At 70.6% G+C, this 23,895-nt stretch carries 44 protein-coding genes and 1 pseudogene; 40 read left to right on the top strand and 5 right to left on the bottom strand.

The annotated features are described in order from the left end of the window. The 17 genes and pseudogenes from H5J30_RS00400 to H5J30_RS00320 all read left to right on the top strand — a co-directional run. Positions 1–244, top strand: a pseudogene (locus H5J30_RS00400) (SpoIIE family protein phosphatase); the annotation flags it as partial. Next, positions 244–1,212 carry a PAS domain-containing protein gene (locus H5J30_RS00395; protein ID WP_258562958.1) on the top strand — a complete coding sequence of 323 codons (969 nt, stop codon included), beginning with the start codon at positions 244–246 and terminating at the stop codon, positions 1,210–1,212. The pseudogene H5J30_RS00400 and the gene H5J30_RS00395, both read left to right, overlap by 1 nt. After that, complete coding sequence (locus H5J30_RS00390; RefSeq protein WP_181785120.1) at positions 1,209–1,520, top strand: zinc finger domain-containing protein; 312 nt, start codon at positions 1,209–1,211, stop codon at positions 1,518–1,520. Before H5J30_RS00395 ends, H5J30_RS00390 begins: the two co-directional genes overlap by 4 nt. Further along, complete coding sequence (locus H5J30_RS00385; RefSeq protein WP_181785119.1) at positions 1,517–1,954, top strand: hypothetical protein; 438 nt, start codon at positions 1,517–1,519, stop codon at positions 1,952–1,954. The genes H5J30_RS00390 and H5J30_RS00385 overlap by 4 nt, the downstream gene beginning before the upstream one ends. Next, positions 1,951–2,145 (top strand): hypothetical protein, encoded by a 195-nt coding sequence (locus tag H5J30_RS00380; RefSeq protein WP_181785118.1) that lies wholly within the window; start codon positions 1,951–1,953, stop codon positions 2,143–2,145. Before H5J30_RS00385 ends, H5J30_RS00380 begins: the two co-directional genes overlap by 4 nt. Before the next feature lie 103 nt (positions 2,146–2,248). Then, positions 2,249–2,785, top strand: a complete 537-nt coding sequence (locus H5J30_RS00375) for an NUDIX hydrolase (RefSeq protein ID WP_309505372.1) — start codon at positions 2,249–2,251, stop codon at positions 2,783–2,785. Beyond that, a complete protein-coding gene (locus tag H5J30_RS00370) occupies positions 2,785–3,180 on the top strand; it encodes a hypothetical protein (RefSeq protein ID WP_181785116.1) in 396 nt (131 codons plus the stop codon). Before H5J30_RS00375 ends, H5J30_RS00370 begins: the two co-directional genes overlap by 1 nt. Then, complete coding sequence (locus H5J30_RS00365; protein WP_181785115.1) at positions 3,177–3,518, top strand: hypothetical protein; 342 nt, start codon at positions 3,177–3,179, stop codon at positions 3,516–3,518. The genes H5J30_RS00370 and H5J30_RS00365 overlap by 4 nt, the downstream gene beginning before the upstream one ends. Beyond that, the gene (locus tag H5J30_RS00360; protein WP_181785114.1) at positions 3,515–3,688 is read left to right on the top strand and encodes a hypothetical protein; all 174 of its coding nucleotides are present in this window, start codon (positions 3,515–3,517) and stop codon (positions 3,686–3,688) included. Before H5J30_RS00365 ends, H5J30_RS00360 begins: the two co-directional genes overlap by 4 nt. Beyond that, positions 3,688–3,876, top strand: coding sequence for a hypothetical protein (locus tag H5J30_RS00355; protein WP_181785113.1), 189 nt, complete (start codon positions 3,688–3,690; stop codon positions 3,874–3,876). Before H5J30_RS00360 ends, H5J30_RS00355 begins: the two co-directional genes overlap by 1 nt. Next, entirely contained in the window at positions 3,876–4,769 is an 894-nt protein-coding gene (locus H5J30_RS36195) for a DUF4326 domain-containing protein (RefSeq protein ID WP_258562957.1), read from the top strand. Before H5J30_RS00355 ends, H5J30_RS36195 begins: the two co-directional genes overlap by 1 nt. A 98-nt stretch (positions 4,770–4,867) precedes the next feature. Beyond that, on the top strand, positions 4,868–5,578 hold the full coding sequence (locus H5J30_RS00345; protein ID WP_181785112.1) for a SpoIIE family protein phosphatase: 711 nt from the start codon (positions 4,868–4,870) through the stop codon (positions 5,576–5,578). Continuing rightward, positions 5,575–5,760, top strand: coding sequence for a hypothetical protein (locus tag H5J30_RS00340; RefSeq protein WP_181785111.1), 186 nt, complete (start codon positions 5,575–5,577; stop codon positions 5,758–5,760). Before H5J30_RS00345 ends, H5J30_RS00340 begins: the two co-directional genes overlap by 4 nt. Before the next feature lie 51 nt (positions 5,761–5,811). Next, complete coding sequence (locus H5J30_RS00335; RefSeq protein ID WP_181785110.1) at positions 5,812–6,432, top strand: hypothetical protein; 621 nt, start codon at positions 5,812–5,814, stop codon at positions 6,430–6,432. Between the two features lie 147 nt (positions 6,433–6,579). After that, positions 6,580–6,756 (top strand): hypothetical protein, encoded by a 177-nt coding sequence (locus H5J30_RS00330; protein WP_309505371.1) that lies wholly within the window; start codon positions 6,580–6,582, stop codon positions 6,754–6,756. Next, positions 6,746–7,486 carry a hypothetical protein gene (locus H5J30_RS00325; RefSeq protein ID WP_181785108.1) on the top strand — a complete coding sequence of 247 codons (741 nt, stop codon included), beginning with the start codon at positions 6,746–6,748 and terminating at the stop codon, positions 7,484–7,486. Before H5J30_RS00330 ends, H5J30_RS00325 begins: the two co-directional genes overlap by 11 nt. Before the next feature lie 267 nt (positions 7,487–7,753). Further along, positions 7,754–8,947: an IS30 family transposase gene (locus H5J30_RS00320; RefSeq protein WP_181785123.1), complete on the top strand. Its 1,194-nt coding sequence runs from the start codon at positions 7,754–7,756 to the stop codon at positions 8,945–8,947. Positions 8,948–9,012: 65 nt separating this feature from the next. On the opposite strand, the gene H5J30_RS00315 is transcribed toward H5J30_RS00320, so the two are convergent. The 5 genes from H5J30_RS00315 to H5J30_RS00295 form a co-directional block, all read right to left on the bottom strand. Further along, positions 9,013–9,258: a hypothetical protein gene (locus H5J30_RS00315; RefSeq protein WP_181785107.1), complete on the bottom strand. Its 246-nt coding sequence runs from the start codon at positions 9,256–9,258 to the stop codon at positions 9,013–9,015. Further along, a complete protein-coding gene (locus H5J30_RS00310) occupies positions 9,255–9,422 on the bottom strand; it encodes a hypothetical protein (RefSeq protein WP_181785106.1) in 168 nt (55 codons plus the stop codon). Before H5J30_RS00310 ends, H5J30_RS00315 begins: the two co-directional genes overlap by 4 nt. Positions 9,423–9,952: 530 nt before the next feature. Then, positions 9,953–10,363 carry an NUDIX hydrolase gene (locus H5J30_RS00305; protein ID WP_181785105.1) on the bottom strand — a complete coding sequence of 137 codons (411 nt, stop codon included), beginning with the start codon at positions 10,361–10,363 and terminating at the stop codon, positions 9,953–9,955. Further along, entirely contained in the window at positions 10,360–10,995 is a 636-nt protein-coding gene (locus H5J30_RS00300) for an NUDIX hydrolase (RefSeq protein ID WP_181785104.1), read from the bottom strand. Before H5J30_RS00300 ends, H5J30_RS00305 begins: the two co-directional genes overlap by 4 nt. Positions 10,996–11,139: 144 nt before the next feature. Continuing rightward, positions 11,140–11,412 carry a hypothetical protein gene (locus tag H5J30_RS00295; RefSeq protein ID WP_181785103.1) on the bottom strand — a complete coding sequence of 91 codons (273 nt, stop codon included), beginning with the start codon at positions 11,410–11,412 and terminating at the stop codon, positions 11,140–11,142. A 146-nt stretch (positions 11,413–11,558) separates the two neighbouring features. On the opposite strand from H5J30_RS00295, the gene H5J30_RS00290 reads away from it, so the two are divergent. The 23 genes from H5J30_RS00290 to H5J30_RS00180 all read left to right on the top strand — a co-directional run bounded on the left by H5J30_RS00290 (position 11,559) and on the right by H5J30_RS00180 (position 23,890). Next, a complete protein-coding gene (locus tag H5J30_RS00290) occupies positions 11,559–11,831 on the top strand; it encodes a hypothetical protein (RefSeq protein WP_181785102.1) in 273 nt (90 codons plus the stop codon). Further along, positions 11,831–12,280, top strand: a complete 450-nt coding sequence (gene kilB, locus H5J30_RS00285) for a plasmid transfer protein KilB (protein WP_181785101.1) — start codon at positions 11,831–11,833, stop codon at positions 12,278–12,280. Before H5J30_RS00290 ends, kilB begins: the two co-directional genes overlap by 1 nt. A gap of 1 nt (position 12,281) precedes the next feature. Beyond that, positions 12,282–12,503, top strand: coding sequence for a hypothetical protein (locus H5J30_RS00280; protein ID WP_181785100.1), 222 nt, complete (start codon positions 12,282–12,284; stop codon positions 12,501–12,503). Then, the gene (locus H5J30_RS00275; RefSeq protein WP_181785099.1) at positions 12,503–12,685 is read left to right on the top strand and encodes a hypothetical protein; all 183 of its coding nucleotides are present in this window, start codon (positions 12,503–12,505) and stop codon (positions 12,683–12,685) included. The genes H5J30_RS00280 and H5J30_RS00275 overlap by 1 nt, the downstream gene beginning before the upstream one ends. After that, complete coding sequence (locus H5J30_RS00270; RefSeq protein WP_181785098.1) at positions 12,682–13,641, top strand: hypothetical protein; 960 nt, start codon at positions 12,682–12,684, stop codon at positions 13,639–13,641. The genes H5J30_RS00275 and H5J30_RS00270 overlap by 4 nt, the downstream gene beginning before the upstream one ends. A gap of 24 nt (positions 13,642–13,665) precedes the next feature. Further along, a complete protein-coding gene (traA, locus tag H5J30_RS00265) occupies positions 13,666–14,247 on the top strand; it encodes a plasmid transfer protein TraA (RefSeq protein ID WP_181785097.1) in 582 nt (193 codons plus the stop codon). Between the two features lie 4 nt (positions 14,248–14,251). After that, positions 14,252–14,401, top strand: coding sequence for a hypothetical protein (locus H5J30_RS00260; protein ID WP_181785096.1), 150 nt, complete (start codon positions 14,252–14,254; stop codon positions 14,399–14,401). Between the two features lie 48 nt (positions 14,402–14,449). After that, on the top strand, positions 14,450–16,468 hold the full coding sequence (traB, locus tag H5J30_RS00255; protein ID WP_181785095.1) for a plasmid transfer protein TraB: 2,019 nt from the start codon (positions 14,450–14,452) through the stop codon (positions 16,466–16,468). 182 nt (positions 16,469–16,650) lie between these two features. After that, complete coding sequence (locus tag H5J30_RS00250) at positions 16,651–16,902, top strand: hypothetical protein (protein WP_181785094.1); 252 nt, start codon at positions 16,651–16,653, stop codon at positions 16,900–16,902. Positions 16,903–16,985: 83 nt separating this feature from the next. After that, positions 16,986–17,189 carry a hypothetical protein gene (locus H5J30_RS00245; protein ID WP_181785093.1) on the top strand — a complete coding sequence of 68 codons (204 nt, stop codon included), beginning with the start codon at positions 16,986–16,988 and terminating at the stop codon, positions 17,187–17,189. Between the two features lie 73 nt (positions 17,190–17,262). Next, positions 17,263–17,601 carry a hypothetical protein gene (locus H5J30_RS36190; protein WP_258562956.1) on the top strand — a complete coding sequence of 113 codons (339 nt, stop codon included), beginning with the start codon at positions 17,263–17,265 and terminating at the stop codon, positions 17,599–17,601. A gap of 5 nt (positions 17,602–17,606) precedes the next feature. Further along, complete coding sequence (locus tag H5J30_RS00235) at positions 17,607–17,780, top strand: hypothetical protein (RefSeq protein ID WP_181785092.1); 174 nt, start codon at positions 17,607–17,609, stop codon at positions 17,778–17,780. Positions 17,781–17,783: 3 nt separating this feature from the next. Further along, positions 17,784–18,254: a hypothetical protein gene (locus tag H5J30_RS00230; protein WP_181785091.1), complete on the top strand. Its 471-nt coding sequence runs from the start codon at positions 17,784–17,786 to the stop codon at positions 18,252–18,254. An 8-nt stretch (positions 18,255–18,262) separates the two neighbouring features. Beyond that, entirely contained in the window at positions 18,263–18,661 is a 399-nt protein-coding gene (locus H5J30_RS00225; RefSeq protein WP_181785090.1) for a DUF6221 family protein, read from the top strand. A 75-nt stretch (positions 18,662–18,736) separates the two neighbouring features. Next, positions 18,737–19,417 (top strand): hypothetical protein, encoded by a 681-nt coding sequence (locus H5J30_RS00220; protein ID WP_181785089.1) that lies wholly within the window; start codon positions 18,737–18,739, stop codon positions 19,415–19,417. Positions 19,418–19,563: 146 nt separating this feature from the next. Beyond that, a complete protein-coding gene (locus H5J30_RS00215) occupies positions 19,564–19,797 on the top strand; it encodes a MerR family transcriptional regulator (RefSeq protein WP_181785088.1) in 234 nt (77 codons plus the stop codon). 10 nt (positions 19,798–19,807) lie between these two features. Further along, a complete protein-coding gene (locus tag H5J30_RS00210; protein ID WP_181785087.1) occupies positions 19,808–20,098 on the top strand; it encodes a DUF7352 domain-containing protein in 291 nt (96 codons plus the stop codon). A gap of 133 nt (positions 20,099–20,231) precedes the next feature. Beyond that, positions 20,232–20,537, top strand: a complete 306-nt coding sequence (locus H5J30_RS00205; RefSeq protein WP_181785086.1) for an HNH endonuclease — start codon at positions 20,232–20,234, stop codon at positions 20,535–20,537. Between the two features lie 14 nt (positions 20,538–20,551). Further along, a complete protein-coding gene (locus H5J30_RS00200) occupies positions 20,552–20,794 on the top strand; it encodes a hypothetical protein (protein WP_181785085.1) in 243 nt (80 codons plus the stop codon). After that, positions 20,779–20,970, top strand: coding sequence for a hypothetical protein (locus tag H5J30_RS00195; protein WP_181785084.1), 192 nt, complete (start codon positions 20,779–20,781; stop codon positions 20,968–20,970). The genes H5J30_RS00200 and H5J30_RS00195 overlap by 16 nt, the downstream gene beginning before the upstream one ends. A gap of 204 nt (positions 20,971–21,174) precedes the next feature. Further along, positions 21,175–21,765, top strand: coding sequence for a DNA primase (locus H5J30_RS00190; RefSeq protein ID WP_181785083.1), 591 nt, complete (start codon positions 21,175–21,177; stop codon positions 21,763–21,765). Positions 21,766–21,783: 18 nt separating this feature from the next. Then, on the top strand, positions 21,784–22,218 hold the full coding sequence (locus tag H5J30_RS00185) for a phage terminase small subunit (RefSeq protein ID WP_181785082.1): 435 nt from the start codon (positions 21,784–21,786) through the stop codon (positions 22,216–22,218). Beyond that, complete coding sequence (locus tag H5J30_RS00180) at positions 22,208–23,890, top strand: terminase large subunit domain-containing protein (RefSeq protein WP_181785081.1); 1,683 nt, start codon at positions 22,208–22,210, stop codon at positions 23,888–23,890. The genes H5J30_RS00185 and H5J30_RS00180 overlap by 11 nt, the downstream gene beginning before the upstream one ends. Positions 23,891–23,895 lie beyond the last annotated feature (5 nt).

Here is a 23,895-nt window from a genome sequence, read left to right as displayed (position 1 = left end):
CCTCGGCCGGCCCGGCACCCTCGGCACCCGGCTGTCCCCGCCGAACACCCCCGTGGAGCGGGTGCCCTGGGCGCCCGGCGCCACCCTGGTGCTGACCTCCGACGGGATCCGCAGCGGCTGGGACCTGACCGCGTACCGCGGCCTGCTGCGGCACGACCCGGCCGTCGCCGCCGCCGTGCTCCACCGCGACCACGGCCGGCCGGCCGACGACGCCACGGTCCTCGTCGTCACCGAGGTGCCGTGATGAGGGGTGACGACCACGACGGGCCCGGGAGAGGCGACGTGAACAGCGCGCAGCCACCGCGTACGCTCGCCGAGGCGGCGGAACTGCTGCGGCTGCGGGAGGCCGAACTGGCCGACGGCAGACGCCAGATAACCGAGCTGAGCCACGAACTGAGCGACGCGGACCAGGGCCTGATCGCCCTGCACGCCGAACTGGAGGCGGCGCGCGGCGCCGCCGCCCGGCTCGCCGCCGTGGTCACGTCCTCCGGCGACGCCATGATCTCCATCAGCCCCCAGCGCGTGATCCAGACCTGGAATCCCGCCGCCGCGCACCTCCTCGGCCGCGACCCCGACGCGAGGGTGGGCACCTCCGTCGACGAACTCCTCCCCGACGGTGCGCGCCCGGCGTTCGAGGACGCGCTGGCCCGTACGGGCTCGGGGCAGCACGCCGAGCCGGTGGAGACCCGCTGGCGCCGCGCCGACGGCGGCCTCGTCGACGTCTCCGTCACCGTCTCCGCGATGCGGGACGCCGACGGCGCCGTCATCGGCTACTCCATCGTGGGCCAGGACATCGGCCGCCGCCTGGCGCTGCAGTCCGAGCTGGCCGCCGCCCGCGCCGAGCGGGAGGTGATGGCCGACCGCGAGCGCATCGCCCGCGACCTGCACGACATGGTCATCCAGCGCGTCTTCGCCGCCGGGCTGACCCTCCAGGGCGTCACCCCCCTCCTCGACCACGGCCGGGCGACCGCCCGTATCGAGGGCGTCGTCGCCGAACTCGACGCCACCATCCAGGAGTTGCGGAACGCCATCTTCGATCTGCACCGGGCCCCGCAGCAGGCCACGAGCCTGCGCGCGCAGATCTTCGACGCGACCTCCGCCGCCCGCGGTCAGGCCGTCGAACCCGACTCGCCCGAGGAGATCGAGCACCGCCGTCAGGTGTTCGCCCGCAAGCTCGCCGAACGCGCCGCCCGCGAGGAGGCCACGACATGACCCGCCATCGCTACTCGACCCCGATGCCCGACAGCCTCCGCCACCTGCTGCGCGCCGGCCAGCATCCGGCCCGCGCGGTCGCCTGCCCGTGGTGTGCGGCTGCGGAGCACCGGCCGTGCGTGATGAAGACCAACCAGCGGCAGTTGCCGCTGCCGCATCCGGCGCGGATCTCCGCGTGGGTGCGCGGTGTGGCGTGCTGCCCGCTGTGCCAGGTCGAGCCCGGCGTCGAATGCCACCTCGACGGCCGCCCGCTGCCGCAGGGCGCCGTCCACCCGGCCCGCGAAACCGAAGCCCAGGAGACGACATGAACCCGCGCATCAACACACCCGATCGCACCAACCCCGACGGCTCCACGACGATCACCATGAAGCGCTGCTGCAACGGCTGCGGCCGGAAGCTCGGCGACGTCGACAACCGCGACGTCGACGACCGGGGCAACCTCACCGACGTCCGCGGCGAGTGCCCGTTCTGCGCGCCGATCGTCGCTCTGGAGATGACCGGCTGCCGCGCCTGGTGGCTGACCCGGCGCAACATCGGTGCCGTCGACGACACCGTCGACCGTGACGGGATCTACGCCAAGGGCTACTTCGAGTGGGACTCCGACAACGGCAAGACCGTCTGCGTCGGCCTCCGCATCGGCACCGGTGAGGCTCGCATCGTCGCCCGCTACGGCGACTGGGTCGTCCGCCACCCGGACCGCACGTGGACCGTGCACAAGCCGCCCGCCGAGGTGACGACGTGACGCCGCTGGAACGGCTGTTCGCCGAGGAGTTGCCGACCGGCACGTTCGGCGGCCCGCGGCCCAACGACCGCAGCCGCGGCGAGCCCCCACCGCCAGTCACCCGCCAGGACGCCGACCGGCACTACGCCGCGCTGGCCGCCGCGATCGGCGAGTCCCCGCTGCGCCCCGTGCCCGACGCCGCCGCCGCGTGACCGCCCCGCACCTGACCCGCGGCAACGGTGCCGCACGGAACCTCAACCCGCGATGGGAGCAGCACATGACCAAGATCATCCCGCCCTTGAAGGAGAGCCGGTCGTGAAGGTCTGCGACAACTTGTCCGTCGGCGTCGTCATCACCAACGCCGCAGGCGACTACCTGATGTTCGACCGCGCCACGTTTCCGCCGGGCATCGCCCCCTGCGCCGGGCACATCGACGGCCACGGCACCGCCGAGGACGCAGCCCGTGCCGAGACCGAGGAGGAACTCGGCCTCACCGTCGAGCGGCTCACCCACGTCACCGGCTGGTGGCGGCCCAACCGCTGCCGCAGGCAGCCCGGCGCCCGTGGCGTCGGCCACGACTGGACGGTCTTCCGGGCGTCGGTGATCGGCAGCCTGTCGCCGAGTGTCCGTGAAACCCGCAATGTCCGCTGGATCCCGGCGTCGGACCTTCAGGCGCTCGCGGAGCGCACTCTCGCCCACGCCCACGGCCGGGTCGCTGCATCCGAGTTCACGGCCCGCCCCGGTGTCGAGCCCGTGTGGGTGCAGTGGCTCGCCGTCCTGGGCGCTGTCGCCGTGAGCCCTGGTGACCTCCGGCTGATCGATCTGCTCGCTACGACCTCGGAGGAATCCTGATGAGCTACCCGAAGCTGCTGACGCCAGGCGAGAAGCTGGCGGAGGCGAAGCGTGACCTGTGCGTGCCGACGATCGTGGTGATCTGCGGCTCCACCCGGTTCATGGATGCGATGGCGGAGATGGACCGGCAGTTGACTGCGGCCGGAATGATCGTCGTCAAGCCGGGCTGCGACATGAAGACCCCGCACGCGCTGTGGGCGGATCCGGTGGACGCCGAGCGGCTGAAGGTCGAGTTGGACCGTCTGCACCGGGCGAAGATCCGGCTGGCGGATGAGGTGCTGGTCGTCGGGGATTACGTGGGCGACTCGACCCGCGCGGAGATCGCCTACGCCCGGTCGCTGGGCAAGCCGGTGCGGTTCACGCACCCCGCGGTCGACCCGGGGGTGTCGCGGTGAGCGCGGCGGCCGAACTGCGCGCCGCGGCCGAGCGGCTGCGGGAGTTGGCCGAGGACGCGCACAGGGCGTCGCCTGCGCCGTGGGTCGTCGATCCCGATTGGAACCTCGTCCGCTGCGCAGACCGCATGGTCGTCGTCGATCGCAGCGGAACTGACCATCCCGCCGAGCGGGCCGACCTGGCGTACATCGCCGTGATGCACCCGGGCGTGGCGCTGGCGCTCGCCGCGGTGTTCGAGGTGTGGGCGCGGATGGTCGACATGGACCCGGACTTGCTGCACCGCATCGGCGGCGAGGAGACCCTCGCGGTGGCGCGGGCGATCGGAGGCGAGACCCGATGACCACCCGCGCCCGCGTGTTCCGTGTCCCCGGCGCCCCCGGACCGCCGTGGGCGTGGACGCACGGCTGCCGCCCCGGGGTGACCGCCGCACCCGGCCGGTACTGGGCGCTGCCCGACGCGCACCGCGACGCGACCGACCACACCCGCCGCTGCAACCGACAGGAGACCTGATGTCCGAGTACATCCAGCCCATGACCCGCGTGATCGTCCGAGGTGGCCGCGTCGTCCACGCCGTCATCCGCGACGAGAACGGCATCGCCCGTACCGCATGCGGCAGCCGTCGGCTCCGCGCCGTCGACCGGGCCCAGCACGACGACGAGGCGATCACCTGCCCCGCCTGTCTGAAGGAGACCCGCTGATGCCCACCCGTGTGCAGCGCACCCGCCGCCGGGGGCAGCCCGGCATGCCGCCCGGCGCCGTGTACGTCGGCCGCGGCACCAAGTGGGGCAACCCCTCCCGCGTCGTCCACCACAAGGACACCGGCGGCTGGCACGTCGAGAACGGGCACAGCGGCGTCGGCATGTGGCCTGAGCCGGCCGGGGCCCGCGCGTTCGCCGTCGAGGCGTACCGCGCCCACCTCAAGGCGCACCCCGAGCTGGTGGCTGCCCCGCCCGCCGCGCTGCGCGACGCGATCGCCGAGGCGGAGTGGTCGCCGGAGCAGCACGCAGGGCACGGCAGCCCGTGCGAGGACTCACCCGACGGGTCCTGCGCCAGCCCCATCGCTCACGGCCCCGGGCACCCCCTCTGGGGTGAGCTGGAGCGTGCGATCTGGGCTGCCGGGAGGACGTCCGACCGCAACGCCCTGCGCGCCATGCTGCCGGTCATCGAGCAGCACACCGCGCAGTACCGGAAGCTCCGGGCCCGGGTGCGCGCGGTGGCCGACGAAGCGCGCGGCAGCGTCCGTGACTGGCTGATCTACGCCCTCGCCGACGATCCCGACGTCGTGCCCTCCACCGCCAAGCGCGCCGAGACCGCCGAAGCCGAACTGCGCCGCGTCTCCGCCCTCCACGCCGACACCGAACGCCAGCTCCGCGCGGCCCTCGCCGCCGAGGTGCAGAAGCGGGAAGCGGCGGAGCAGCAACTCGCCTCCGTCCGCGGCCTCGCCGACGACCTCCGCGGCGTCACCGGCGCCCGCTATATCGCCGACGCACTCGACAAGATCCTCACCCCGGAGGAGACCGAGCCCATGACCGACCCGACCTGCACCGCCACCATCACCGGCCCCCACACCGACACCACCGAGGAGAGCTGACCAGCGATCTCAGAGCGGGCTCAGAAATTTCTCAGATCGCGGCGCCCGCCCCTCGGCAGGCCGCGCCAACCTCTGACCCACACCAATCGGGAGGACAAATGGACACCGAAGTGCAGGCCGCCGTCGGGCAGAGGGCTGGCACCGAACCGCCGTGCGCCGACGGCGCGCACATCCAGCGCCACGACGGATACGTCTACGCCGCCGTCTGTGACGGGGCCGGCCACGCCCCCGACACCGTCGCCTACGCGAACCTCGCCCCCGCCGTGATCACCCACACCTCGGCCGTCGTCGGCGGCCTCGCCGCGATGATCACGGCTGGGCAGATGGCGCACGCCTACGACACACCACCGCACGTCAGCGCCGTCACCGCGCGCATGGCGCCCGATGGCCGCACCTGGCTGTACTGGATCGGCGACTGCCGCGCCTACGGCTGGGACGGTCAGCGGCTCGCCCAGCACACCACCGACCAGACCCTGGGGGAGTTCCTCCGACTCAACGGCGGCGTACCCGAGGACATCGCCCGCCGACACGACAACTGGTTCCGCCTCGGGCTATGGCAGGCGACGAGTGCCACCGTCATGGAGGGAGCCATCCCCGCGGAGACCGGCCTCGTGCTCCTCACCACCGACGGCATTCACGACCAGATCCCCCACGGCGAGATGGAACGCCTGGCCACCGAGCACGAGGGCGACCCGCAGGCCCTCGCCGACGCCCTCACCGCAGCCGCGCCCGAGGACGACGGCGGATACCGCGACGACGCCACCGTCATCGTCCTCCGTCGCCACACCCCGAAGGAGAACCGACCGTGACCAGTACCGACGACATCCTCAACCAGATCGACGCCGCCATCCGCGACAGCAGCGTCGGACCCGACGCCATGCGCAGCGGGGCGGCGCCCGACGACGAACCGCCCGCTCAGCTCGCCGAACCTGATGACTTCCCGCTCGCCCCGCGGTACCCCTCCCGCCCCACCGACTGGCCTGCCTGGTAGAGCCCCTACGGCCCGCCCGCCCGCCCGCACACCCGCACGAAAGGCACGACCATGGACACGGACACGCCCCGCTGCACCGCCTGCGGACGCGCACTGTGGGACGACGAACTCCAGCCCATCCGCCGACTCGCCTGCCGACTCTGCGAGGAACACGGCACCGAGATGCTGCGGGCACTCCCCAGCCTCCACGCCGCGCTGGAAGACCACCTGCAGCCCGGCGTGCGATCCGGCGGCGGCCGGATCTCGGGCAGCAAGGGCGCACCCCTCCCCGGCGGCGAAGTGCTCGTCATGCGCGGCCCCGGCGGGCTCGTCACCGTCCTCACCCAGTGGGAGACGGCCATCCGCGAAGAGATCCGCTACAGCCGGGCCACTTTCCGCGGCGACTACGACCAGACCCTCGCCGGCGCCGTCACGTTCCTCGCCAACAACGCCCCCTGGATCTACTCCAGCTTCACCGGCGTCCAGCCCTACCACGACGAGATCAAGCGCTGGTACGGCCGCGCCAAGACCATCACCGAAGGGCGCCGCGAAGCCTCCGCCCGCGTCCCCTGCCCCTGCGGCAAGACCCTCCACGTCACCATGGGCCTCGACACCCTCCGCTGCCCAGGCTGCCAGACCTCGTACTCCTGGCAGGAACTCATCGACCTCGCCGAACGGAGCGCCGCAGCGTGACCGACGACGACAGCTTCGCGCCCCCGTTTACGTAGCCCGCTCGGGTGACAACATCGTTGCGTTGCAGGAGACTTGTCAGTGCGACCTGCTCTACTGGATCGCATCGACGAAGGGGAGCGCAGTATGGGGACAGCGACTCGACCCACGGTGATCCACAGGACGCGCGAGCAACTACTCAAGCAGCGCAAGCAGATGCTCGGCAGCGTCCACATGAGCTACGAAGAGCTTCGCGACCGCGCCGAGACATACAGCCTCAGCACGGAAGAGCTGGACGTGTGGTACACCATCCAGGGCATCGACTACCTTCTCAAAGGTGACTGCTGACGAGGCGTCATCACTCGACGCGCTGGCAAGAGAGTTTGCCGACAAGCTGACCACGTTGACGCGGGGAGTCCTTGGAGAGGGCTCCCCGCCTTTTCACGCCGTCAACACCGGCGATAAGGTGCGCGTTGCCCCCATACGGGATGATGAGATCATCTGCCGCATCCCCGTCAGCATCAACGGCGAGCCCACCCTCAGGCTTGCGGTCATCAACTACTGCTGCTTCGACGGAGCCGGCACGTTCCTCGCCGTCGACAAGACGCAGATCCACCTGTTCTTCGAAGACGTCCCCGACCCGCTGATGCGCTTCGAGTACGAACGCGGCTGGCAGGAGCCACCAGGCGCCCACATCCAGATCCACGCCCACCGAGACGAGATGGCCTACCTGCTGCGGCTCTCCGAATCGGGCCGGCCGAAGCGAGGGCTCAACAGGAGGAAGCTCCCCAAGCTCGCGGAGATGCACCTCCCCGTCGGTGGCCACCGCATGCGGCCGGCTCTCGAAGACGTGCTCCTCTTCCTGAAGCGCGAGTTCGACATCGACACGCAGCCAGGGTGGCGGACGATCCTTGAGGAGCGGCTACGCGAATGGCGACTTGTGCAGGTCAAGTCCGCCGTGCGGGACGCACCCGAAGCCGCCGCGGAGGCCCTGCGCTTACTCGGCTACCAGGTCGAAGAGCCCAAGACACCGCACCCGCGGCGGTCGCCGGAGGACGTCAAGCTCTTCTGGCCCTGAGCACAGCGACGCCCCCGACCCAGAGGCGGGTTCTACTGATCCCCGCAACACCCTGGAGTTTAGGGAGTTGCGGGGATCGTGGGTTTTGAGGTGCTGAAGGCGAGGTTCTTCGAGGCGCTGGATCGGGAGGACGGTGGCATCACTGTTGCCGCTCGCGCAGTGGGAGTGAACCGCAATACGGCATTCGGATGGGCCCGGAAGGCTGGTGTCCGAGGTCGCGGCAAGCCCGGCACATCCGGGCATCCCGGTCGGGCGGAGTACGAGCGGCTGCGTGCGGCCGGAGTCCATCGCCGCGGTGCCGCCGCGCAGGTCGGCGTCCACGAGCGCACCGCTCGGGACTGGGACCAAGGGATCCGGCAGATCGGCCACTCGCGCCTGCATGCAGACGGCCGTCTGATCGACTATACGACCGGTGTGATCACTATCGTTGCCGGCGCGTCGGAGCCGTCCGTTGCCGCGGTCGAGGCCGGGCTGCACCCCCGTTTCCTCACCGTGGCCGAGCGGGAGCTGATCGCCGACATGCGCCGTGAGGGCCGCTCGCTGCGCGCGATCGGACGGGCACTCGGCCGGCCGGCTTCCACCGTCAAGCGTGAGATTGACGCCCGTGCGGTCGACGGCGTCTACCGGCCGCACCAAGCCCAGCGGGCATGGGCGAAGAGCCGGTCGCGTCCCAAGGACTCCAAGCTGGCCCGGGAAGGAGCGTTGCGCGACTTCGTTGCGGCCAGGCTCCAGGAACGCTGGTCGCCCGAGCAGATCTGCCACGCTCTGCTCATCGAGTTCCCCGACGATGAGAGCATGCGCGTGAGTCCGGAGACGATCTACCAGGCGGTCTACGTCCAGGCCCGTGGCGGACTGCGTCGCGAGGTCGCCCTGGCGCTGCGCACCGGCCGCACCCGCCGCAAGCCGCACCGCAGTGCGGAGCAGCGAACGTCCCGTTTCGTCGACGAGATGGTGATGATCTCCGAACGCCCGGCCGAGGCCGAGGACCGGGCGGTGCCTGGCCACTGGGAAGGCGACTTGATCGTCGGCCCCCGCAGCGACAGCGCGATCGTCACCCTGGTCGAGCGCTCCACCCGCTACGTCATGCTCGGGCATCTGCCCGGCGGGCACACCGCCGAGGAGGTCCGCGACGTCCTAGTGCCCCTGATCCAGGCCCTGCCCGGGCACCTGCGCGGCTCGCTGACCTGGGACCAGGGCTGCGAAATGGCCGCGCACAAACAGTTCACCGTGGCCACGGGAGTCCCCGTCTACTTCTGCGACCCGCACTCACCCTGGCAGCGCGGATCGAACGAGAACACCAACGGCCTGCTGCGGCAGTACTTCCCCAAAGGCACCGACCTGTCCGCGCACAGTCCCGCAGACCTCGAACACGTCGCCCAGCAACTCAACGGCCGACCACGCAAAACGCTCGGCTGGAGAACCCCAGCCGAGCGCCTGCGTGATCTACTGACGGCCGCATAAGCCATCAGGTGTTGCGAGGACCCCAAGAATCCGCCAGCCGGGTCGGGGGCGTCGCTCTGTCGTGCTCAGGCCGCCCGGCGCTCCACGCCGACGATCCGCGCCAGCAGATCCCGGGCCATGGTCTCCCGCTCCACCGCCGGCCGGCCCGGCGGCATCGCCAGGAATACGCGGCCGTCCTTCCGCTCCACGACACCGCCGAGGAACTCGTCATCCTCGATCGGGCACTCCACCAGCTCGGCGCCCGTCGCCATCAGCAGCGACTCCAGCGGGGCGGCCGCGAACAGGCGCGACAGAACCTCGGGGCCGCTCACGCGACCACCTCCCGGCGCAGCAGCGCCTCCAGCTCGTCACACAGCGGCGACAGGGCCGGGAACAGCGTGCGGATCGCCGCCAAGTCCGCCAGGCGGTCGGCGAGGGACAGGGGCGGCGGGGGCTGCGCGACGATCGCGGCCAGGTCCGCGGGGGGATAGTGCAACCGAGTTGTATGCACAACCTGTTGCACTAAGCTGTCGGTCATGGAACTTCCTCTCTTGCGCGAGTAGGGGTTTCTTGATCAGCGGGCCGCGAACCCGCATTGATCGCTCAGTGGCCGGGTGCTCTACGAGTGCCTGGCCGCTGTGCTGTTCGAGACTTTAGACGTCACTCGATCGTGGCTTTCGGTTCACCGACCGGAAGCCGCCGGGGTGAGGGTCGTGAAAGGTCGTCAACAGGCGTGAAAGGGCGCGAAGTTCTCCTCCCCACTCCGGAGACCTCACAGTTACCACGGGTCACGGGCAGTGCGGAGGATGGCCGGAAACCGACGCGGTGCCTGTCCTGCCAGCCTGTCGTGTAGCCATCGGGTGCTCCTTGTGTCGGGCGCTGATCGGGACTCTAGACGCTTCCCGAGCTCCCTTCTGCCCGCACGGCAGACTTTGCCGCCAGCGACAAAACGATCACGGATCTTTCCGGCAGCGGCGAGATCACCGCACGCTCCCGGGGGTCTCGGTGGCCCGGGCGCTATGTCGTTCAGGAGGGCATCACCTCGTCCAGGTACGCCTGCACCGGCTCGAAGAGTCCGTAGGGCACGTACTCGGGGATCTCGCCGAGAGTCACCCACGCAACGGCGTCCAGCTCGTCGGCGTCGGCGACGCGCGCGGTGCCCGAGGTCGGGTCGCACGCCGTGTACGACATGAGCCGGCCCGTCTTCGGGTGCACCCGCTCGCCGAGGAGCTTCACCGCCTCGACCGTCAGCCCGGTCTCCTCCTGCGTCTCCCGGACGGCCGCCGCCTCCGCGGACTCGCCCGACTCGATCGCGCCGGCCGGGAACTGCCACATCAGCTCGCCCTCCCGGACGCGGCGACGCACCATCAGCACCCGGCCATCCTGAACGACGATCGCAGCGGAAATGCCGGGCTGGTCGGTGGTCTGGTCGGTCATGCGGTTTCCTCCAGGGCGTGCAGGACGGGCGGATAGATCCGGTCGGGCGGGATGAAGCGCGGCACCTCACGTATCGGCACCCACTGGACGGCGGCGTTCTCGACCACGTCGAGGTTGCTCGCCTCGCCGGTGAGGTGATCGCAGAGGTAGTACTCGGCCATGACGCCGGTGACGGGATGGAGCCGGCCGCCGAGGTGCTGGCGCACCGCGCAGTGCACGCCGGTCTCCGCGTGAGCCTCCTGCACGGTCACGGCCTCCGGGGCGGCGCCGGGCTTCACGACGCCCGCGGGGAACTGCCACGAGATCGAGGCGTCGCCGCGCCGGCAGACGAGGAGCACGTCGCTTCCGCGGACCACGACGGCGATGGCCACGCGGAGCGCTTGGGCCGTGACCGCGGCCGGCGGCCGGGTTAGACGGTCGAAGCGTCTCCGCACGGACGGGCTCGCCTTCTCGTAGGTGGTGTCGAGGGCCTGCTGGATCTCGGGGCGCGGGACGATGTCCGGGTTGGCGTGCCACGAAGCAACCGTGCGCACTGCGACCCCCAATCGGTCAGCAAAGCCCTCGTTGCTCTCGCGGAGTGCTGCCTGAAGTGCGCAGGCAGCCTGCCCCGTCCATGCGTCTACGACGTCCACTATCGGCGCTCCGAGGGTCGGTCAGCAGCGATGTGCACTAACGATGCCTTGGTGCTGCGCTGCTTCTGCACTGAAGCCTCATCGCGAGGCAACGCCATGACGCGTTGACTCGAAGGCATGGTGACCCCTGGCCGGCCTGCCGCGCTACCCGTCGCTCTTGATGCTGCGCACCGTGGGTTCACGGCGCGGCGGCACACCAGCCGCCTTGGCGATCCGGCCCACGTGATTGCGGTCGTAGGGGCTGTGATCGGCGACCTGGCCGGGGCGGGCGTTGCGCTCGCGCAGGTGCTTGATGATCGCGGAGTGGAGGGCCTCGCGCCGCTGGTCGACTACACGAACGGCAGCCTCGTAGGCCGCGGTCAGCTTGTCGAGTTCCCTGAGCGCTGCTTCCTCGCGCTCCTTCTCCTCCTCCGTCATGGGTGCATCGTCCCACATCAGGCTGCAATCGCCAGATGCAAGGTGTCGGGTCGTCAGGTCGACCCTCCGGAGGGCTTGCGAACGCTTCATCATGTTGCAACTATAGGAGTCAACCAAGCCGGACGGAAGACGAGGGACGAGAACTCGTGAAGACCTTCCTGACCACCTACACCCCCACCCCGATGTCGGCGGCCGACGCCGCCGCCCACGACAAGGCGAGCTACGTCCGCCCCCTCCCGCCGCAGACCCGTGCCGCGCTCCTCGCCGAGCTGCGCGCCGCGGTCGCGGACGGCCGCTGGGGCAGGGTCCTCGACATCGAGCTGATTGCGTTCGAGGAGGACCGGCGCCACCCGGGCGAGCCTCGGCTCATGGACGAGGTGCGGGCGATCGTCGGCTCGGCGCGAGAGGCGGCTGCCTGATGGGCGCCGCGGTCATCGCCGTGATCGGCACCCTCGCGGGTGGTATTGCCGCGGGCCTCATGCAGCACGTGTCGGCGGTGCGCCGCGAGGATGCCGAGCGTGCCGAGCGGCGCCGGCAGGAACTCGCCGAGGCGGCCGTCGCGCTGATCGGCCGGCTGGTCGACCACCGCCGCCACCAGTACCTGAAGATCGCCGCCCGGCGTGACGGGATCGTCGACGCGCCGGAGGCACGTGAGGCCCGCTACGAGGCGCGTTCCGCCGTGACGCAGGCCATGACCACGCTCCGCATCGTCACCGACGACAGGCGGCTGCTCGCCCTCGCCGAGGCGGCGATCAACGCCACGTTCGCCCTCGGTGACGCCAGCGAAGCCGAGCTGTCCGACGTGCGGGCCCGGTCCCTCGCCGCCCACGAGCTGCTGCTGAACGCCACCGCGAAGGCGGTGGCGTGAGATGCGCACCCGCCCGGCCGTCGTCCTGGCGCAGCTCCTCGCCATCGCCCTGTTCCTCGCCGCCCCGCAGGCGTTCGCGACCGTCGCCAACGCCGCGCTGGCGACGCTTCACTTCCTCCTCACCACCGAGCTGGGTGCCGCCCTCCTCGGGGTCGCGCTCGCGGCGACGGTGCTGTGGCTGGGCGCCACGTCGCTGGGCCGGCCGCGCGGGAGGTGGGCGTGATGACCAGCGACATCCCCACCGTTCCGTCGCTGCCCGATGCGCGCGACACCGCCCGCGAAATGGTCGACCGCTACCGGTTCACCAACGTCAGCGACCACCGCGCAGTCGCCGAAGCGTTCGGCGCACTGCTCGTCAGCCTCGGGCGCCTCCTCGACGCCCTCAACCGAGAGGAAGGGCCGTGACCACCCCGCCGACGAACGGCACGCCCGTCGGGTCGTTCGAGGGCTTCCGCCCGCTGCTGCCGCTCCAGCCCGAGCCGGACCCGGCGCAGCAGGCCGCGATCGACCACCACGCACGGCGCATCAAGGAACTGGAGGCTCGGATCGACGGGCTGCGGAAGCAGCGCGAGGAGCGCCCCTCGCCGAAGCCGGAGCCCGCCCCCGCGGTGAAGCCGGACCGCGCGGAGAAGTTCGACAAGTGGTCGCTGCGTCTGGCGCTAGCCGCGACGATCGGCCTGACCGCCTCCGGCGAGTACGCGCTCGCGAAGCTCGCCGGCTGTTCCGGCTCCCTGGCGTGGCTGCTGCCGGTCGCGATCGACGTGTACGTCGTGCAGACGTTCCGCCGTCACCGCGACGTGCTGCCCGCCCTGCTACTGATGATCGCCGCGAACGCCATCTACCACCTTGCGGACCGGACCGAGTTCGGCATGGCCGCGAAGGACCGCCCGGAGTGGTGGCTGATCGTCGGCGTGGCCGCTATCGCGCCGGTCGTCATGTGGCGCATCCACCGCATCGGCCGGCCGCGCGAGGGCGCACCCAAGCCGAGTGCGAGTGCTCCGGTTGAGAGCACTGCGCCCTCCGTGGATGAGAGTGCGAGTGAGGCGCCGCGCGTGGATGAGAGTCCGCGTGAGAGTGCTCCCACTGAGAGCCCCGATGCGAGTGGTGAGAGCGCCCCCCCGTCCCCGCCGAGTGAGAGCAAGCCGAAGCCCCGCCGCCGTGCACGCGAGAGCAAGCAGACAGTGTCGGCCATAGGCGACCGCGAACGCGAGATCGACGCCCTCGTCGCTCTCATGCGAAAGCGCGGCGACGCCGACGCGGTGAAGCTCTCAGACGCTCAACGCCTCGTCGCCAGCGACTCCGAAGCGACCGCCGCCCGCCGCCTCAAGGCGGCCCGTGAGACCTACCGCGAATCCGCGTGATCCCCACTCTGAGAGGAGCCCTTGGTGGCTAACGGAACCGGCCCTACCCGACCGCAGCGCCCGCCGTCGGCGGCGCAGCAGGTCGACAACTTCCGGCAGGCGCAGGCAGCCCAGCCGTTCGCCCGGCCGCCGAAACCCTCCGTGCCGAAGGCCAAGTACGGCGGCGGGTTCAACACGTCGTTCAACCCGATGATCAACATCACCAAGATCGAGGGCGGGGCGCCCACCGCCCCGGCTGCCGGCCGCAACGGTGCCGCGGCCCTCCAGGAAGACGACCTCGGCTCGAACGAAGGCATCCGCGCCTTCTGTGAGCGCGGCCGGAAGGAAGCTCGGCAGCGGTCGACGACGAGGGGGATGGACGCAGAAGAACTGGAGACCAGGCTGCGGCACATCCCCGACGAGTTCGGCAGCATGGCCGGCTCGCGAGCCAGGGCCCGCCGCGTAACCCGCTGGCTGAAGCGCATCGCCCAGGCAGAGAAGCTGATCGCGAAGTGGTACACGGCGACGTATGCCGCGTTCGAGCGCGAGTACGAGGGCCCGCTGTCGAGGATCGGCCGCGGGCGTGCCCAGCAGCAGCCGCACCCGCGCTTCGCCTTCAAGCGGTGACGGCGTGCCCGACATCTACATCGCCGCTGGGGCCGCGCTGCTGTTCGCGGCGTGGCTCCGGCTGGAGTTCTACGTCCTGATCCACGACGGCCTGATGATCGCCGCCGGGCTGTTCTTCGCCTACATCCTCGTCGCCGCCCAGATCCGCGGCTGACACCCATCTGACCTGCACTGACATCTCGCTGACACTGGAGCTGACACCGTGGCTGACACCCTCAGGAACGACGCATGGAAGGGCGCGAAGAGCCCGCACGCCCGACCGTGGATCGCGGTCGCCAGCCAGGTGCCGGCGACGTTCGCGGCGAACCAGGCATGGGGCGGCAGCCCGCTCGCCGCCGTCGGTATCACCGTCGCCTCCATGGCGCTGACCGGCGCCACCTGGTGGGCGGGGAGGGACACCAGCGCTCAGCGGCGCCTGCACGCCACCGCCACCACCGCGGTGGCCACCGGGTATTTCACCGTCGCCACCTACTCCGACCCGCTCGGCGGCACGCAGTTGTCGTGGCTGGCCATCGGCGGCGCAACGCTCGCCGCCTCCTGGAACGTCCGCAAGACGCTGCGCACCAACCCCGACAAGCAGCAGGGCGAGCAGCAGGCCGGGGAAACCGGGGTGCTGGTCAAGAGCCTCGGAAAGGCCAAGGCCAAGCTGCGCGGCGAGCCGACCGTGGAGCCCAACAAGGTCACCGCCCCCTACCAACTCGCCCCCGGGGAGATGACCAACGCGGACCTCTCCTCACGGGTCAACCAGATCGCCTCCGAGCTGGGCATTTCGCCGAACTCGATCCGCATCATGGCCGACCCGGAGAACGCCGCCCAAGGCGAGATGGTGTTCGTCCCGAAGGACATGCTGACCGAGGGGACGCCGTGGCCGGGCCCCTCGGCGTTCGGCGGCTCCATCACCGATGCGGTGGTCGTCGGCATCTACGAGGACGGCGACCCGGAGCAGTTCTGGTTCCCCGCCGACGAGGACGGCGACCGCAACGCCACCCACTTCGGCGCGTTCGGCATGAACGGCTCCGGCAAGTCCGCTGGCATCACCACCGCCATCGTGGAGGCCCTGACCAGGACCGATGTCATCGTGTGGGCCGCCGACCCCGCGAAGGGCCAGCAGACCTTCGGTCCTCTGCTGCCGTGGCTGGACTGGGTGGAGATGTCGGAGGCCGGCGGCGAGGCAATGATCGACGCCCTGTCGCAGGTCATCACCGCTCGCGCCAACGAGCTGGGCCGTCACGGATTCAAGAACTGGACGCCCGCCGCGCACGCCAAGCTGGGCATGCCGTACATGATCGTGTGGATCGAAGAGGCTGGCCGGTTCTTCCGCAATGGCACCGAGATGGAAGGGCTGGTCATGGAGGCCCGCTCCGCCGGGATCTCCGTCATCATCAGCTTGCAGCGGCCGTCCGCGTCCAGCATGCCCACCGACGTGCGCGAACAGCTCGGTGGGGTGATGTGCTTCGGCGTCAAGGGCGCCACGACCGCCGACATGGCGCTGCCGGACGACGTGCGGGATGCGGGCGCCCGCCCGGAGGCGTGGGAGGGCCGGAAGCGCGGCTACAACTACCTCGTCGCGCCGGGCGTGGACGAGGAGCGGTACGCGATGAAGGCCCGGACCTTCACCCCGCCGAGCGACCAGATGATCGTGGAAGTGCTCGCCGCTGCACCCCCGGTGGACGCCGGCCCGACGACCGCCAACGCCGCAGGTGAGGCGTATGCCAACCGTGCGATCTACCTGCCCGACGACGAGCAGCAGCAGACCGAGGGGGTCACGATGACCAAGGAGCAGCACGACGAGCAGCGCCAGGCCGACGAGGACACGCTGCTGGCCCGGCAGGTCGAGCGGGACATCGCGGCCCGCCTCGGCGACGACGGCGACATCGCCGATCTGCAAGGCGTCGACCCGGACCGGGAGATCCCGCCGGTGCCCGCCGGGCAGCGCTGGGTGTTCGCCGAGCCGGAGCCGGAGCCGGCGACGAAGCCGACGACGGAGGAAGCCGTGGCGCGGCTGCACGCGCTGCTGGACGAACTCCGGGAGGCTGGGCACGAGTTTGTCGGCCCCCGGCACTTCAAGCCGCACGGCGCCAAGGGGCGCTATGGCAGGTCTCGGGGATGGCTCTCCGATCAGCTCAACAACCTCGCCGACGAGGGCGTGCACCTGGAGGACGTCGAGGACGCCGAGCCGGGCACGTACCGGCTGCTGTACCCCGAGTTGACACCCGCCTGACCAGCAATGACACCCGCTGACACCCGATCAAGGTGTCAGCGGGGGGTGTCAGCCGTCCTGACACCCCCGTCTACCTAGGTCAATGCGTGCGCGCACGCGAGCTGACACCCCCTTCTGACACCCCGCTGGCACCCCCAACGCTGACACCGAGAACAAACCACAACAAACTTCACCAAGGAGACGTGATCGAGATGACCTTCAACCCGCCGCGCTACGAGTGGACGGCCACGACGATCGAGGAAGCGGGGAACATCCTCCGCGCCGCCGCCGACCTGATCGACGCGCACGTCAGCACCCTCGCCCCGTCGGGCTCGATGGAGCGCCTGGGCGCCCGGCGCGAGACGCCTGCCCGGCTGGTCGTCAGCCTCGATCTGTCCGGGGCCGTGGCGCGGATCAACGACCAGCGGGAGCAGGCGGAGTTGGACCGCGGCTGACCGGCTGCCCGCGTCGCCGGTCCCGTACCGGCGGCAAGGGGAGTTGTCAGCGCCGGCTGGCACCCACACGAGAGGAGAACGACATGCGACCCATCAAGACCGCCGTGGCCATCGCCCGCTTCAAGGTCGCCGACGCGCGGCTCGCCGCGAACACACGGCGGGAGGAGGCCGCCGGAGTCATGGAGGAGACCGGCGAGTTCAGCCGGCGGAACCGGGCGGTCGCCGACGCCGAGGACGACCCGCACCTGCCCGACCGCTACCGCGACCCCCGCGACCGCCAGGGCTGACGGCTGCCTGTCCTGCCCGGCACCGCCGGGTGGGACAGGGAGCCGGAACAGCCGGCGAGGAGAGGAGGTCGACATGGACCGGAAGGAGACCGCGGCGTTCGGTCACTCAGCCGACGCGTACCGAAGCGTGCCCTCCGAGGGCACCAGAGCCGACACGTCGTGGAACTGGCCAGCCCCCGAGCCCAAAGCCCCCGGCTGGCCTGGGGGCGTCCTGGCTCGTTACCTGACCGTCGGCGAGGCGGTCGTAGACGTCATCGACAAGGGCGAGGGCCACTCGTCGGTGTGGCGCTACGAGATGGAGTGCGGCGGCTGCACCGAGAAGATCAGCGACAGAAGCGAGTACGGGATCCGCCGCCGCGCCCAGTCCCACGCCGAGCGCTGCCGCGCCCTGCCCAAGCCCGAGGGAGTCTGACCGCCATGACCGGAAGCAACGACAGGTCTCTGACCAACGCCGACCTCGACACAGCGATCAGCATGCTCGGCAAGCAGGCGGCCAACTACTCGCGCACCGGGCCGAAACGTAAGGAAGACGACACGCACACAGCGATCAACTCACTGCTCGACATGCGCGACGAGCGCAAGGAGGACTGACCGATGCCCACGCCGCTGCCCGAGACGCCGCGCCCCGAGGTGGGGCAGCGGCGCCCACTGGAAGGCTGGCCGACGCCGGCCGCCGAGGTTGAGCCGTACACCCCGCAGCCCGCCGCCTACGTGTCCGACCCGTATGGCCCGGGGTTCATGCCCGTGCGGCAGGAAGACCTGGCCGCGTTCCGCGCAGCGATCGTGCAGGCGGCCCAGCCGCAACCGGCCCCGGCCCACGGGCCGCTGATCGACCCGATCGCGCAGCGCATGGTCGGCGCCGGGGCGCTCGGCGCGGGGGTCGGCTGGGGCACCTCGCAGGTGCTGTCGGTCCTGGCGTCCGGCACGACGGGACTCGCGCTCGCCCTCGCGCTGCTCCTCGCCCTGCGCCTCACCGCTGGCGGACAGAAGCGGGGCGGGGACACGTACATCACGAACAACCACGCCCGGCTGTGGGGCCGCAACAGCACGAGCAACGGAGGATGATGGACGGCATGGACGATCTGGTGGCATTCCTGCGGGCGCGGTACGACGACGAGGCCGCCGCGGCGTGGGAGTGGCATGACCGGCGCTGCGACGGCTGCGGCAAGTCAGTCGCTGCGCGCGGGCTGTACGGCCTGGTTAAGTGCACGGAGTGCGAGCCGGGCGATGTCGAGGTGACGAACTCGCGGGTGCTCGCCGAGATCGACGCCAAGCGGGAGTTGCTGAAGCTGCATGGGCGGGCAACCCTGCGCTCCGGAGGTGGTGCGCAGTACTTCGCCACGGCGACCGTATGCCGCTCCTGCGAGCCGGACCACCAGTTCCCTGAACTGTCGTGGCCCTGCCCGACACTGCGCACCCTCGCCCGGCCTTACGCCGACCACCCCGAGTTCCGCGAGGAGTGGCGGCCGTAGGGCCGTCCGGCCCATCCGCCCGACGACGAGCGCCCCGTACACTCCCGGGGCGCGCGCACCATTTCAGGGGGGATCATGCGTATCCGTACCATCGCCGCCGCAGCCGCGGCACTCGCCCTGCCGCTCACCGCATGCGGCTCGGACGATGACGGCACGCCAGCCGCGGAGTCGAAGCCAGCCGGGAAGTACGCGGGCTGCGACGACCCGGACATCACCGAAGCCGAGTACAACGAGAAGTGCCTCGACGGGGCGCCCGCGGACGCCGACAAGCCGCTGGAGTTCGGCACCACCGCCAAGGACACCGCCGGCGCCTACGCCGAAGGCACGCTCGACATCACCCCGTCGACCGTCGTGTACGCCGCCAGCGGCACCGACGAGACCCCGGAGGGCGACGTCTTCTCCGTCGTCGTCATCAAGGACCACAACAAGGGGGACGTCGCCGCAGCCGAGTCGGCGATGCTGGAGAACGGCGGATGGCAGTGGATCGCCGCCGACGGGCAGGCCATTGAGGAAGCCAACACCGACGCCAGCCTAGGCGTCTCGCCGAACTCGTTCCTCGGCGGCGGGGAAGTCCAGCCCGGCACCTGGGACTGGGGCAGCGTCGTCTTCGACCTCACCGAGGCACAGAGGGCCGGCGGGACCCTCACCTACGTGGACGGCGCCGGAACCGCCTACCGGTGGGCCATGCCCGACGCGGACACCGGGCCCGAGATCGCCAAGCTGAAGAAGGATCTCGCGTGGAGTGCGAGCGGTTGAGGCCCGTTGTGCATGGTGGTGCTTGTCAAGACCCATGCGTGATCTGTAATCTCAGAATTCGACGGTGAGACATCCGTCCCAAGAGCCCAACGAACCCCCGCAGAGGACACCTCCCGCGGGGGTTTCGTGCATCCCGGGGAGGTGCCGTGGTCGCCTTCCCCAACCCGCCGCCCCGATTCGTCGAGAGTCGCGACGACCTCGGCGACATCTGGGAAGCCGCACGGGCCGCAGGTGTGAAGCCCGGCACGATCCGCGTCTGGGTCTGCCGAGGCAAGATCGAACCCATGGACATGGGCGACGGCGGGCCGGAGCTGTTCCACCTGCCGACCGTCGCCGCCGCATCTCGCGTCAAGCCCGGACGGCCCAAGGTCGCCGCCTGAGGAGGTCACCATGCCCCGTCGCATGCTGCGGCACTGGCTGCTCGTCAACGACAAGCCGACCCGGATCGAGACCGGCGGCCCCGTCGTCCGTGCGGCAGCCGGCCGCCTCGGCATCGGCCCCAACGCCCAGCACATCGTCGAGTTCTGGGCGGAAGGCTCCCTGGAGACCGACGGGACCGTCCGCACGTTCCAGGTGCTTGGCACCGGCCATGCCCTCCCGGACGGAGCCCAGTGGCGCGGCACCACCGCGCGCACGCCCGAAGGGCTCGTCTGGCACCTGTACGAACTGCCCACCGCCTGACCCCCCTGACGCGCGCCACCGCCACTTCCCCCCGGCGAAGCCGGCGCGCCGCGGCCCGCCCGGTCACGGGCAACGGGCGGGCCGCCACACCACCTTCTGACCCGGCCGAGAAGACGTGGGGTGTGTGGCGCGCATGAGTGGCGGATGGTCCGGTTCGCAGCGGTGGAGGCGGCTGCCCCCCAACTGGCGCAGCGAGATCCGCCCCGCCGCACACGCACGCAACCCCGACCACATCTGCCACCTGTGCGGGCAACCCGGGGGCGACTACCTCGACCACATCAACCCGGGCGACGACCACAGCCCGGAGAACCTCGACTGGGCACATGACTGCTTGCCGCCCCACTGCCACCGCTACAAGTCCTCCGCTGAGGGCAACGCTGCACAGCGCGCCAAGCCCGGTAGGCGAAGGCCGAGTGAGCAGCACCCCGGACTTCGATAGGAAGGCCCGCGCCCATGGCCACCACAGACTGGACTCGCCCGTTCCGCCTCCACCTCGCCGACGGCCGCACCTGGCACGGCGCCCAGTTCCCGCCCACCGAGACGTTCCCCGACGGGTTGATCTTCGTCGGCCATGGAGAGTCCGGCCCACCCGGGATCATCGCCGTATCCCTCCACAGTCTCTTCACCGGCCTCAACCCCAACGACCCCCTCGTCGGCGCCCGAGTCGAATGGCCCGAGCCGTGCCCGCCTTCCTGATCCGCTACCCCAAGGGCGAGGACGAGAGCATCGTCGCCCAGGACGACCCGCTCACCCTCACCGTCGATCATGGCTGGGCTGTGTTCACCGACGACCAGGGGCCGTGTATCGCCCTCTCCGCCATGAGCGGCGCCGTCATCACCCGCATCGACCAGGGCGAGCACCCCGAGGGGTGATCCATGTTTCCGCAGGTCAGGGACCACCTGGGGGGTGACCCAAGATCGAATGTGTTGGCGCCATCGGGCTGCATAGCATGGCGCGGCGCGTACAGGTCTGTGACCTGCGGGTATCGCCGACGGCCACGAAGGAATCTCATCGTTGCGTGAAGTAGTCGCAGGTCGGAGCTGTGAAAGCGTTACATGCTCCGGTAGACTGGGGGCATGGCGAACACGGTGTGCGAGCAGTGCGGCGGGGACCTCCCGATCCTCGCCCGGCGGCACGCCTGCTTCTGCTCGGGCCGCTGCCGCGTCGCCGCGCATCGCGCCCGCCGGGCGGAGACCGCGCTGCCGAAAGAGCTGACTGGCCGCCGCCGTTGGGTGCGCCGCGATGCACGGAAGGCGCCGCGGACGCTGGACGGCGGCTTCGCCTCGGTGGTCTCGCCGAGCACCTGGGCGGAGCACGCCGACGCCGCCACCTCGCCGGTGGGCGTGGGCATGGGCTACGTCCTGGCCGAGGGTGACGGCGTGGTCGTGGTGGACCTGGACCACTGCCTCGACGGCGGCGAGCTGGCGCCGTGGGCGCGGGAGATCCTGAACCGCTGCACGCCGACGTTCGTGGAGGTCTCGCAGTCCGGCGATGGGCTGCACATCTTCGGGCACGGCCGCGTCGACCACGGCCGGCGGCTGCGCCGGGACGGTGCGGCGGTCGAGGTGTACGGGCACGGCCGCTATGTGGCGGTGACGGGCCGCAGGTTCGAGGGCGCACCGGTACGGCTGGCTGATCTGTCCGAGGTGGTTGCCTCGCTGACCTGACGCAGGGGGGTGCCGGTGATGGCTGGACACGGCCCCCCGCCGTCGGAGAACAAACGCCGGCGCAACAAGGACGAGTTCGAGGAGCAGGCGGTGACGGTTGTCGCCGACGGCGAGCTGTATGGGCCGGAGTTGCCGCACGCGAAGTTGTACGGGCCGCAGGTGCGCGCCTGGTACGAGACGTGGCGGCGGGCGCCGCAGGCCGGGGCGTTCGTCGGTACGGACTGGCAGCGCCTGCACATGCTGGCCCCGCTGGTCGACGAGTACTACCTGGAGCCGTCGACGAAGCTCCTCGCGGAGATCCGGCTGAACGAGTCGCTGCTGGGTGCGACGCATGTGGACCGGCTTCGTGGCCGGATCACGGTGGAGCACCCGAAGCCCACCCCGGAGGCTGCGCCGGCGGGGGTGGCGGACATCAAGGCGGCTCGCCGTAAGCGGATGAGCGATGCCTCGTGAGCTGCTGCACGCACCCGGGCATGACCGTGAGCGGTCGCTCGGGCTGCTGTGCTGGGCGTGGGTGGAGAAGTGGTGCGTCCATGGCCCTGGCGACGTGCAGGGCGATCCGGTGGAGCTGGACGGGGAGTTCGGCGGCTTCCTGGTAGACGCCTATGCCCTGCGGCCGGAGGGGCGCCGGTTGTACGACTCGGCGGTCATCTCGCGGGGCAAGGGGCGTTCGAAGTCCGAGCTGGCGGGGTTCATCGGCTTGTTCGAGGCGTTCGGCCCGTGCCGGTTCGCTGGCTGGGCCGAGGGTGGCGAGGTCTTCGAGTGGAATGGCTGGCGGTACGAGTACGAGCCGGGTGAGCCGATGGGCCGCTTCGTGACGTACCCGTTCGTCCGGTGCCTGGCCACGGAAGAGGAGCAGTCGGGCAACACCTACGACAACATCCACTTCAACCTGACGGAAGGCCCGCTCGGGGAGGATCTGCCGTCGGGGGCGGCGGGGATCACGCGGACGTTCATTCCCGGCGGTGGGGAGATCCGGCCGAGCACGGCGTCGTCGTCTGCGAAGGACGGCGGCAAGGAGACGTGCACGATCTTCGACGAGACGCATCTGTACATCACGCCTGAGCTGCGGCGGATGTACACGACGGTCGACCGGAACTGCCGTAAGCGCAAGGACGCTCAGCCGTGGGCGCTGCAGACCACAACGATGTACCAGCCGGGCGACAACAGCGTGGCGGAGAAGACGCACGAGCGGGCGAAGCTGATCGCGGAGGGCAAGACGCGGGGGACGCGCCTGCTGTTTGATCACCGTGAAGCTCCGGCCGAGGTGGATCTGTCCGATGGGGAGCAGCTGACGGCGGCGCTGCGGGAGGTGTACGGCCCGTTCGCTGATGTGCTGGACCTCGACGGGATCATCGAGAACGAGTTCTGGAACATCGAGAAGGACCCGGAGGATAGCCGCCGGTACTTCTTCAACCAGCCGACGGCGGCCCGAGACGCGTGGACGACGAAGCCGCTGTGGGCGGCCGGGGCGCGGCCGGACATCGTGGTCGCCGACTCGGACCCGATGGTGATGTTTTTCGACGGCTCCAAGAGCGATGACGCGACCGGCCTGGTGGGCTGCGATGTGGAGACCGGGCACTTGGTGACGCTGGGCTGCTGGGAGAAGCCGTTGGGCCCGCAGGGCAAGGACTGGCTGGTGAACCGGGCGGACGTCGACCGCGTGGTCCGGCAGGCTCTCGGCGCCCGCAACGTCCTGGCGTTCTTCGGGGACTTGGCGGAGTTCGAGTCGTACATCGACGCCTGGGGCGAGGAGTTCGGTGAGCAACTGCTGATCCAAGCGACGGTGGGGCGGTACGCGCACCCGGTGGCGTGGGACATGCGGGCGCGGGTGAAGGAGTTCACCGAGGCGTGCGAACGCATGGAGATCGACATCCGGGAGCGGGACGTCACGCACGACGGCGACTCCCGGCTGCAGCGGCACATCCTCAACGCCCGCCGCCGCCCGAACAAGTTCGGCGTGAGCATCTCGAAGGAGGGCCGCGAGTCGCCGCGGAAGATCGACCTGGCGGTGTGTGCGATCGGCGCGCGGATGGTGCGCAGGCAACTGCTGGCGTCGCCGGCGTGGACGAAGTACAAGGCCGGTCCGAAGAAGCGCCCCGGGCGCGTGGTGGCGTGGGGGTGAGCGGA

Origin of the sequence: Streptomyces phytophilus, assembly GCF_013870535.1 — a bacterium.
Taxonomy (GTDB): Bacteria; Actinomycetota; Actinomycetes; order Streptomycetales; family Streptomycetaceae; genus Streptomyces; species Streptomyces phytophilus.
This window is presented reverse-complemented; position numbering and strand designations above follow the sequence as displayed.

Excerpts from the sequence above, each read along its gene's own strand:
- H5J30_RS00220 (WP_181785089.1), top strand. The coding sequence starts at position 18,737 with ATGCGTATCCGTACCATCGCCGCCGCAGCCGCGGCACTCGCCCTGCCG.
- H5J30_RS00355 (WP_181785113.1), top strand. The coding sequence starts at position 3,688 with ATGTCCGAGTACATCCAGCCCATGACCCGCGTGATCGTCCGAGGTGGC.
- H5J30_RS00345 (WP_181785112.1), top strand. The coding sequence starts at position 4,868 with ATGGACACCGAAGTGCAGGCCGCCGTCGGGCAGAGGGCTGGCACCGAA.
- H5J30_RS00385 (WP_181785119.1), top strand. The coding sequence starts at position 1,517 with ATGAACCCGCGCATCAACACACCCGATCGCACCAACCCCGACGGCTCC.
- H5J30_RS00185 (WP_181785082.1), top strand. The coding sequence starts at position 21,784 with ATGGCTGGACACGGCCCCCCGCCGTCGGAGAACAAACGCCGGCGCAAC.
- H5J30_RS00200 (WP_181785085.1), top strand. The coding sequence starts at position 20,552 with ATGGCCACCACAGACTGGACTCGCCCGTTCCGCCTCCACCTCGCCGAC.
- H5J30_RS00275 (WP_181785099.1), top strand. The coding sequence starts at position 12,503 with ATGACCAGCGACATCCCCACCGTTCCGTCGCTGCCCGATGCGCGCGAC.
- H5J30_RS00245 (WP_181785093.1), top strand. The coding sequence starts at position 16,986 with ATGCGACCCATCAAGACCGCCGTGGCCATCGCCCGCTTCAAGGTCGCC.
- H5J30_RS00225 (WP_181785090.1), top strand. The coding sequence starts at position 18,263 with ATGGACGATCTGGTGGCATTCCTGCGGGCGCGGTACGACGACGAGGCC.
- H5J30_RS00180 (WP_181785081.1), top strand. The coding sequence starts at position 22,208 with ATGCCTCGTGAGCTGCTGCACGCACCCGGGCATGACCGTGAGCGGTCG.
- H5J30_RS00235 (WP_181785092.1), top strand. The coding sequence starts at position 17,607 with ATGACCGGAAGCAACGACAGGTCTCTGACCAACGCCGACCTCGACACA.
- H5J30_RS00360 (WP_181785114.1), top strand. The coding sequence starts at position 3,515 with ATGACCACCCGCGCCCGCGTGTTCCGTGTCCCCGGCGCCCCCGGACCG.
- H5J30_RS00390 (WP_181785120.1), top strand. The coding sequence starts at position 1,209 with ATGACCCGCCATCGCTACTCGACCCCGATGCCCGACAGCCTCCGCCAC.
- H5J30_RS00335 (WP_181785110.1), top strand. The coding sequence starts at position 5,812 with ATGGACACGGACACGCCCCGCTGCACCGCCTGCGGACGCGCACTGTGG.
- H5J30_RS00395 (WP_258562958.1), top strand. The coding sequence starts at position 244 with ATGAGGGGTGACGACCACGACGGGCCCGGGAGAGGCGACGTGAACAGC.
- H5J30_RS00370 (WP_181785116.1), top strand. The coding sequence starts at position 2,785 with ATGAGCTACCCGAAGCTGCTGACGCCAGGCGAGAAGCTGGCGGAGGCG.
- H5J30_RS00305 (WP_181785105.1), bottom strand. The coding sequence starts at position 10,363 with ATGACCGACCAGACCACCGACCAGCCCGGCATTTCCGCTGCGATCGTC.
- kilB (WP_181785101.1), top strand. The coding sequence starts at position 11,831 with ATGGGCGCCGCGGTCATCGCCGTGATCGGCACCCTCGCGGGTGGTATT.
- H5J30_RS00295 (WP_181785103.1), bottom strand. The coding sequence starts at position 11,412 with ATGACGGAGGAGGAGAAGGAGCGCGAGGAAGCAGCGCTCAGGGAACTC.
- H5J30_RS00230 (WP_181785091.1), top strand. The coding sequence starts at position 17,784 with ATGCCCACGCCGCTGCCCGAGACGCCGCGCCCCGAGGTGGGGCAGCGG.
- H5J30_RS00210 (WP_181785087.1), top strand. The coding sequence starts at position 19,808 with ATGCCCCGTCGCATGCTGCGGCACTGGCTGCTCGTCAACGACAAGCCG.
- H5J30_RS00280 (WP_181785100.1), top strand. The coding sequence starts at position 12,282 with ATGCGCACCCGCCCGGCCGTCGTCCTGGCGCAGCTCCTCGCCATCGCC.
- H5J30_RS36195 (WP_258562957.1), top strand. The coding sequence starts at position 3,876 with ATGCCCACCCGTGTGCAGCGCACCCGCCGCCGGGGGCAGCCCGGCATG.
- H5J30_RS36190 (WP_258562956.1), top strand. The coding sequence starts at position 17,263 with ATGGACCGGAAGGAGACCGCGGCGTTCGGTCACTCAGCCGACGCGTAC.
- H5J30_RS00190 (WP_181785083.1), top strand. The coding sequence starts at position 21,175 with ATGGCGAACACGGTGTGCGAGCAGTGCGGCGGGGACCTCCCGATCCTC.
- H5J30_RS00205 (WP_181785086.1), top strand. The coding sequence starts at position 20,232 with ATGAGTGGCGGATGGTCCGGTTCGCAGCGGTGGAGGCGGCTGCCCCCC.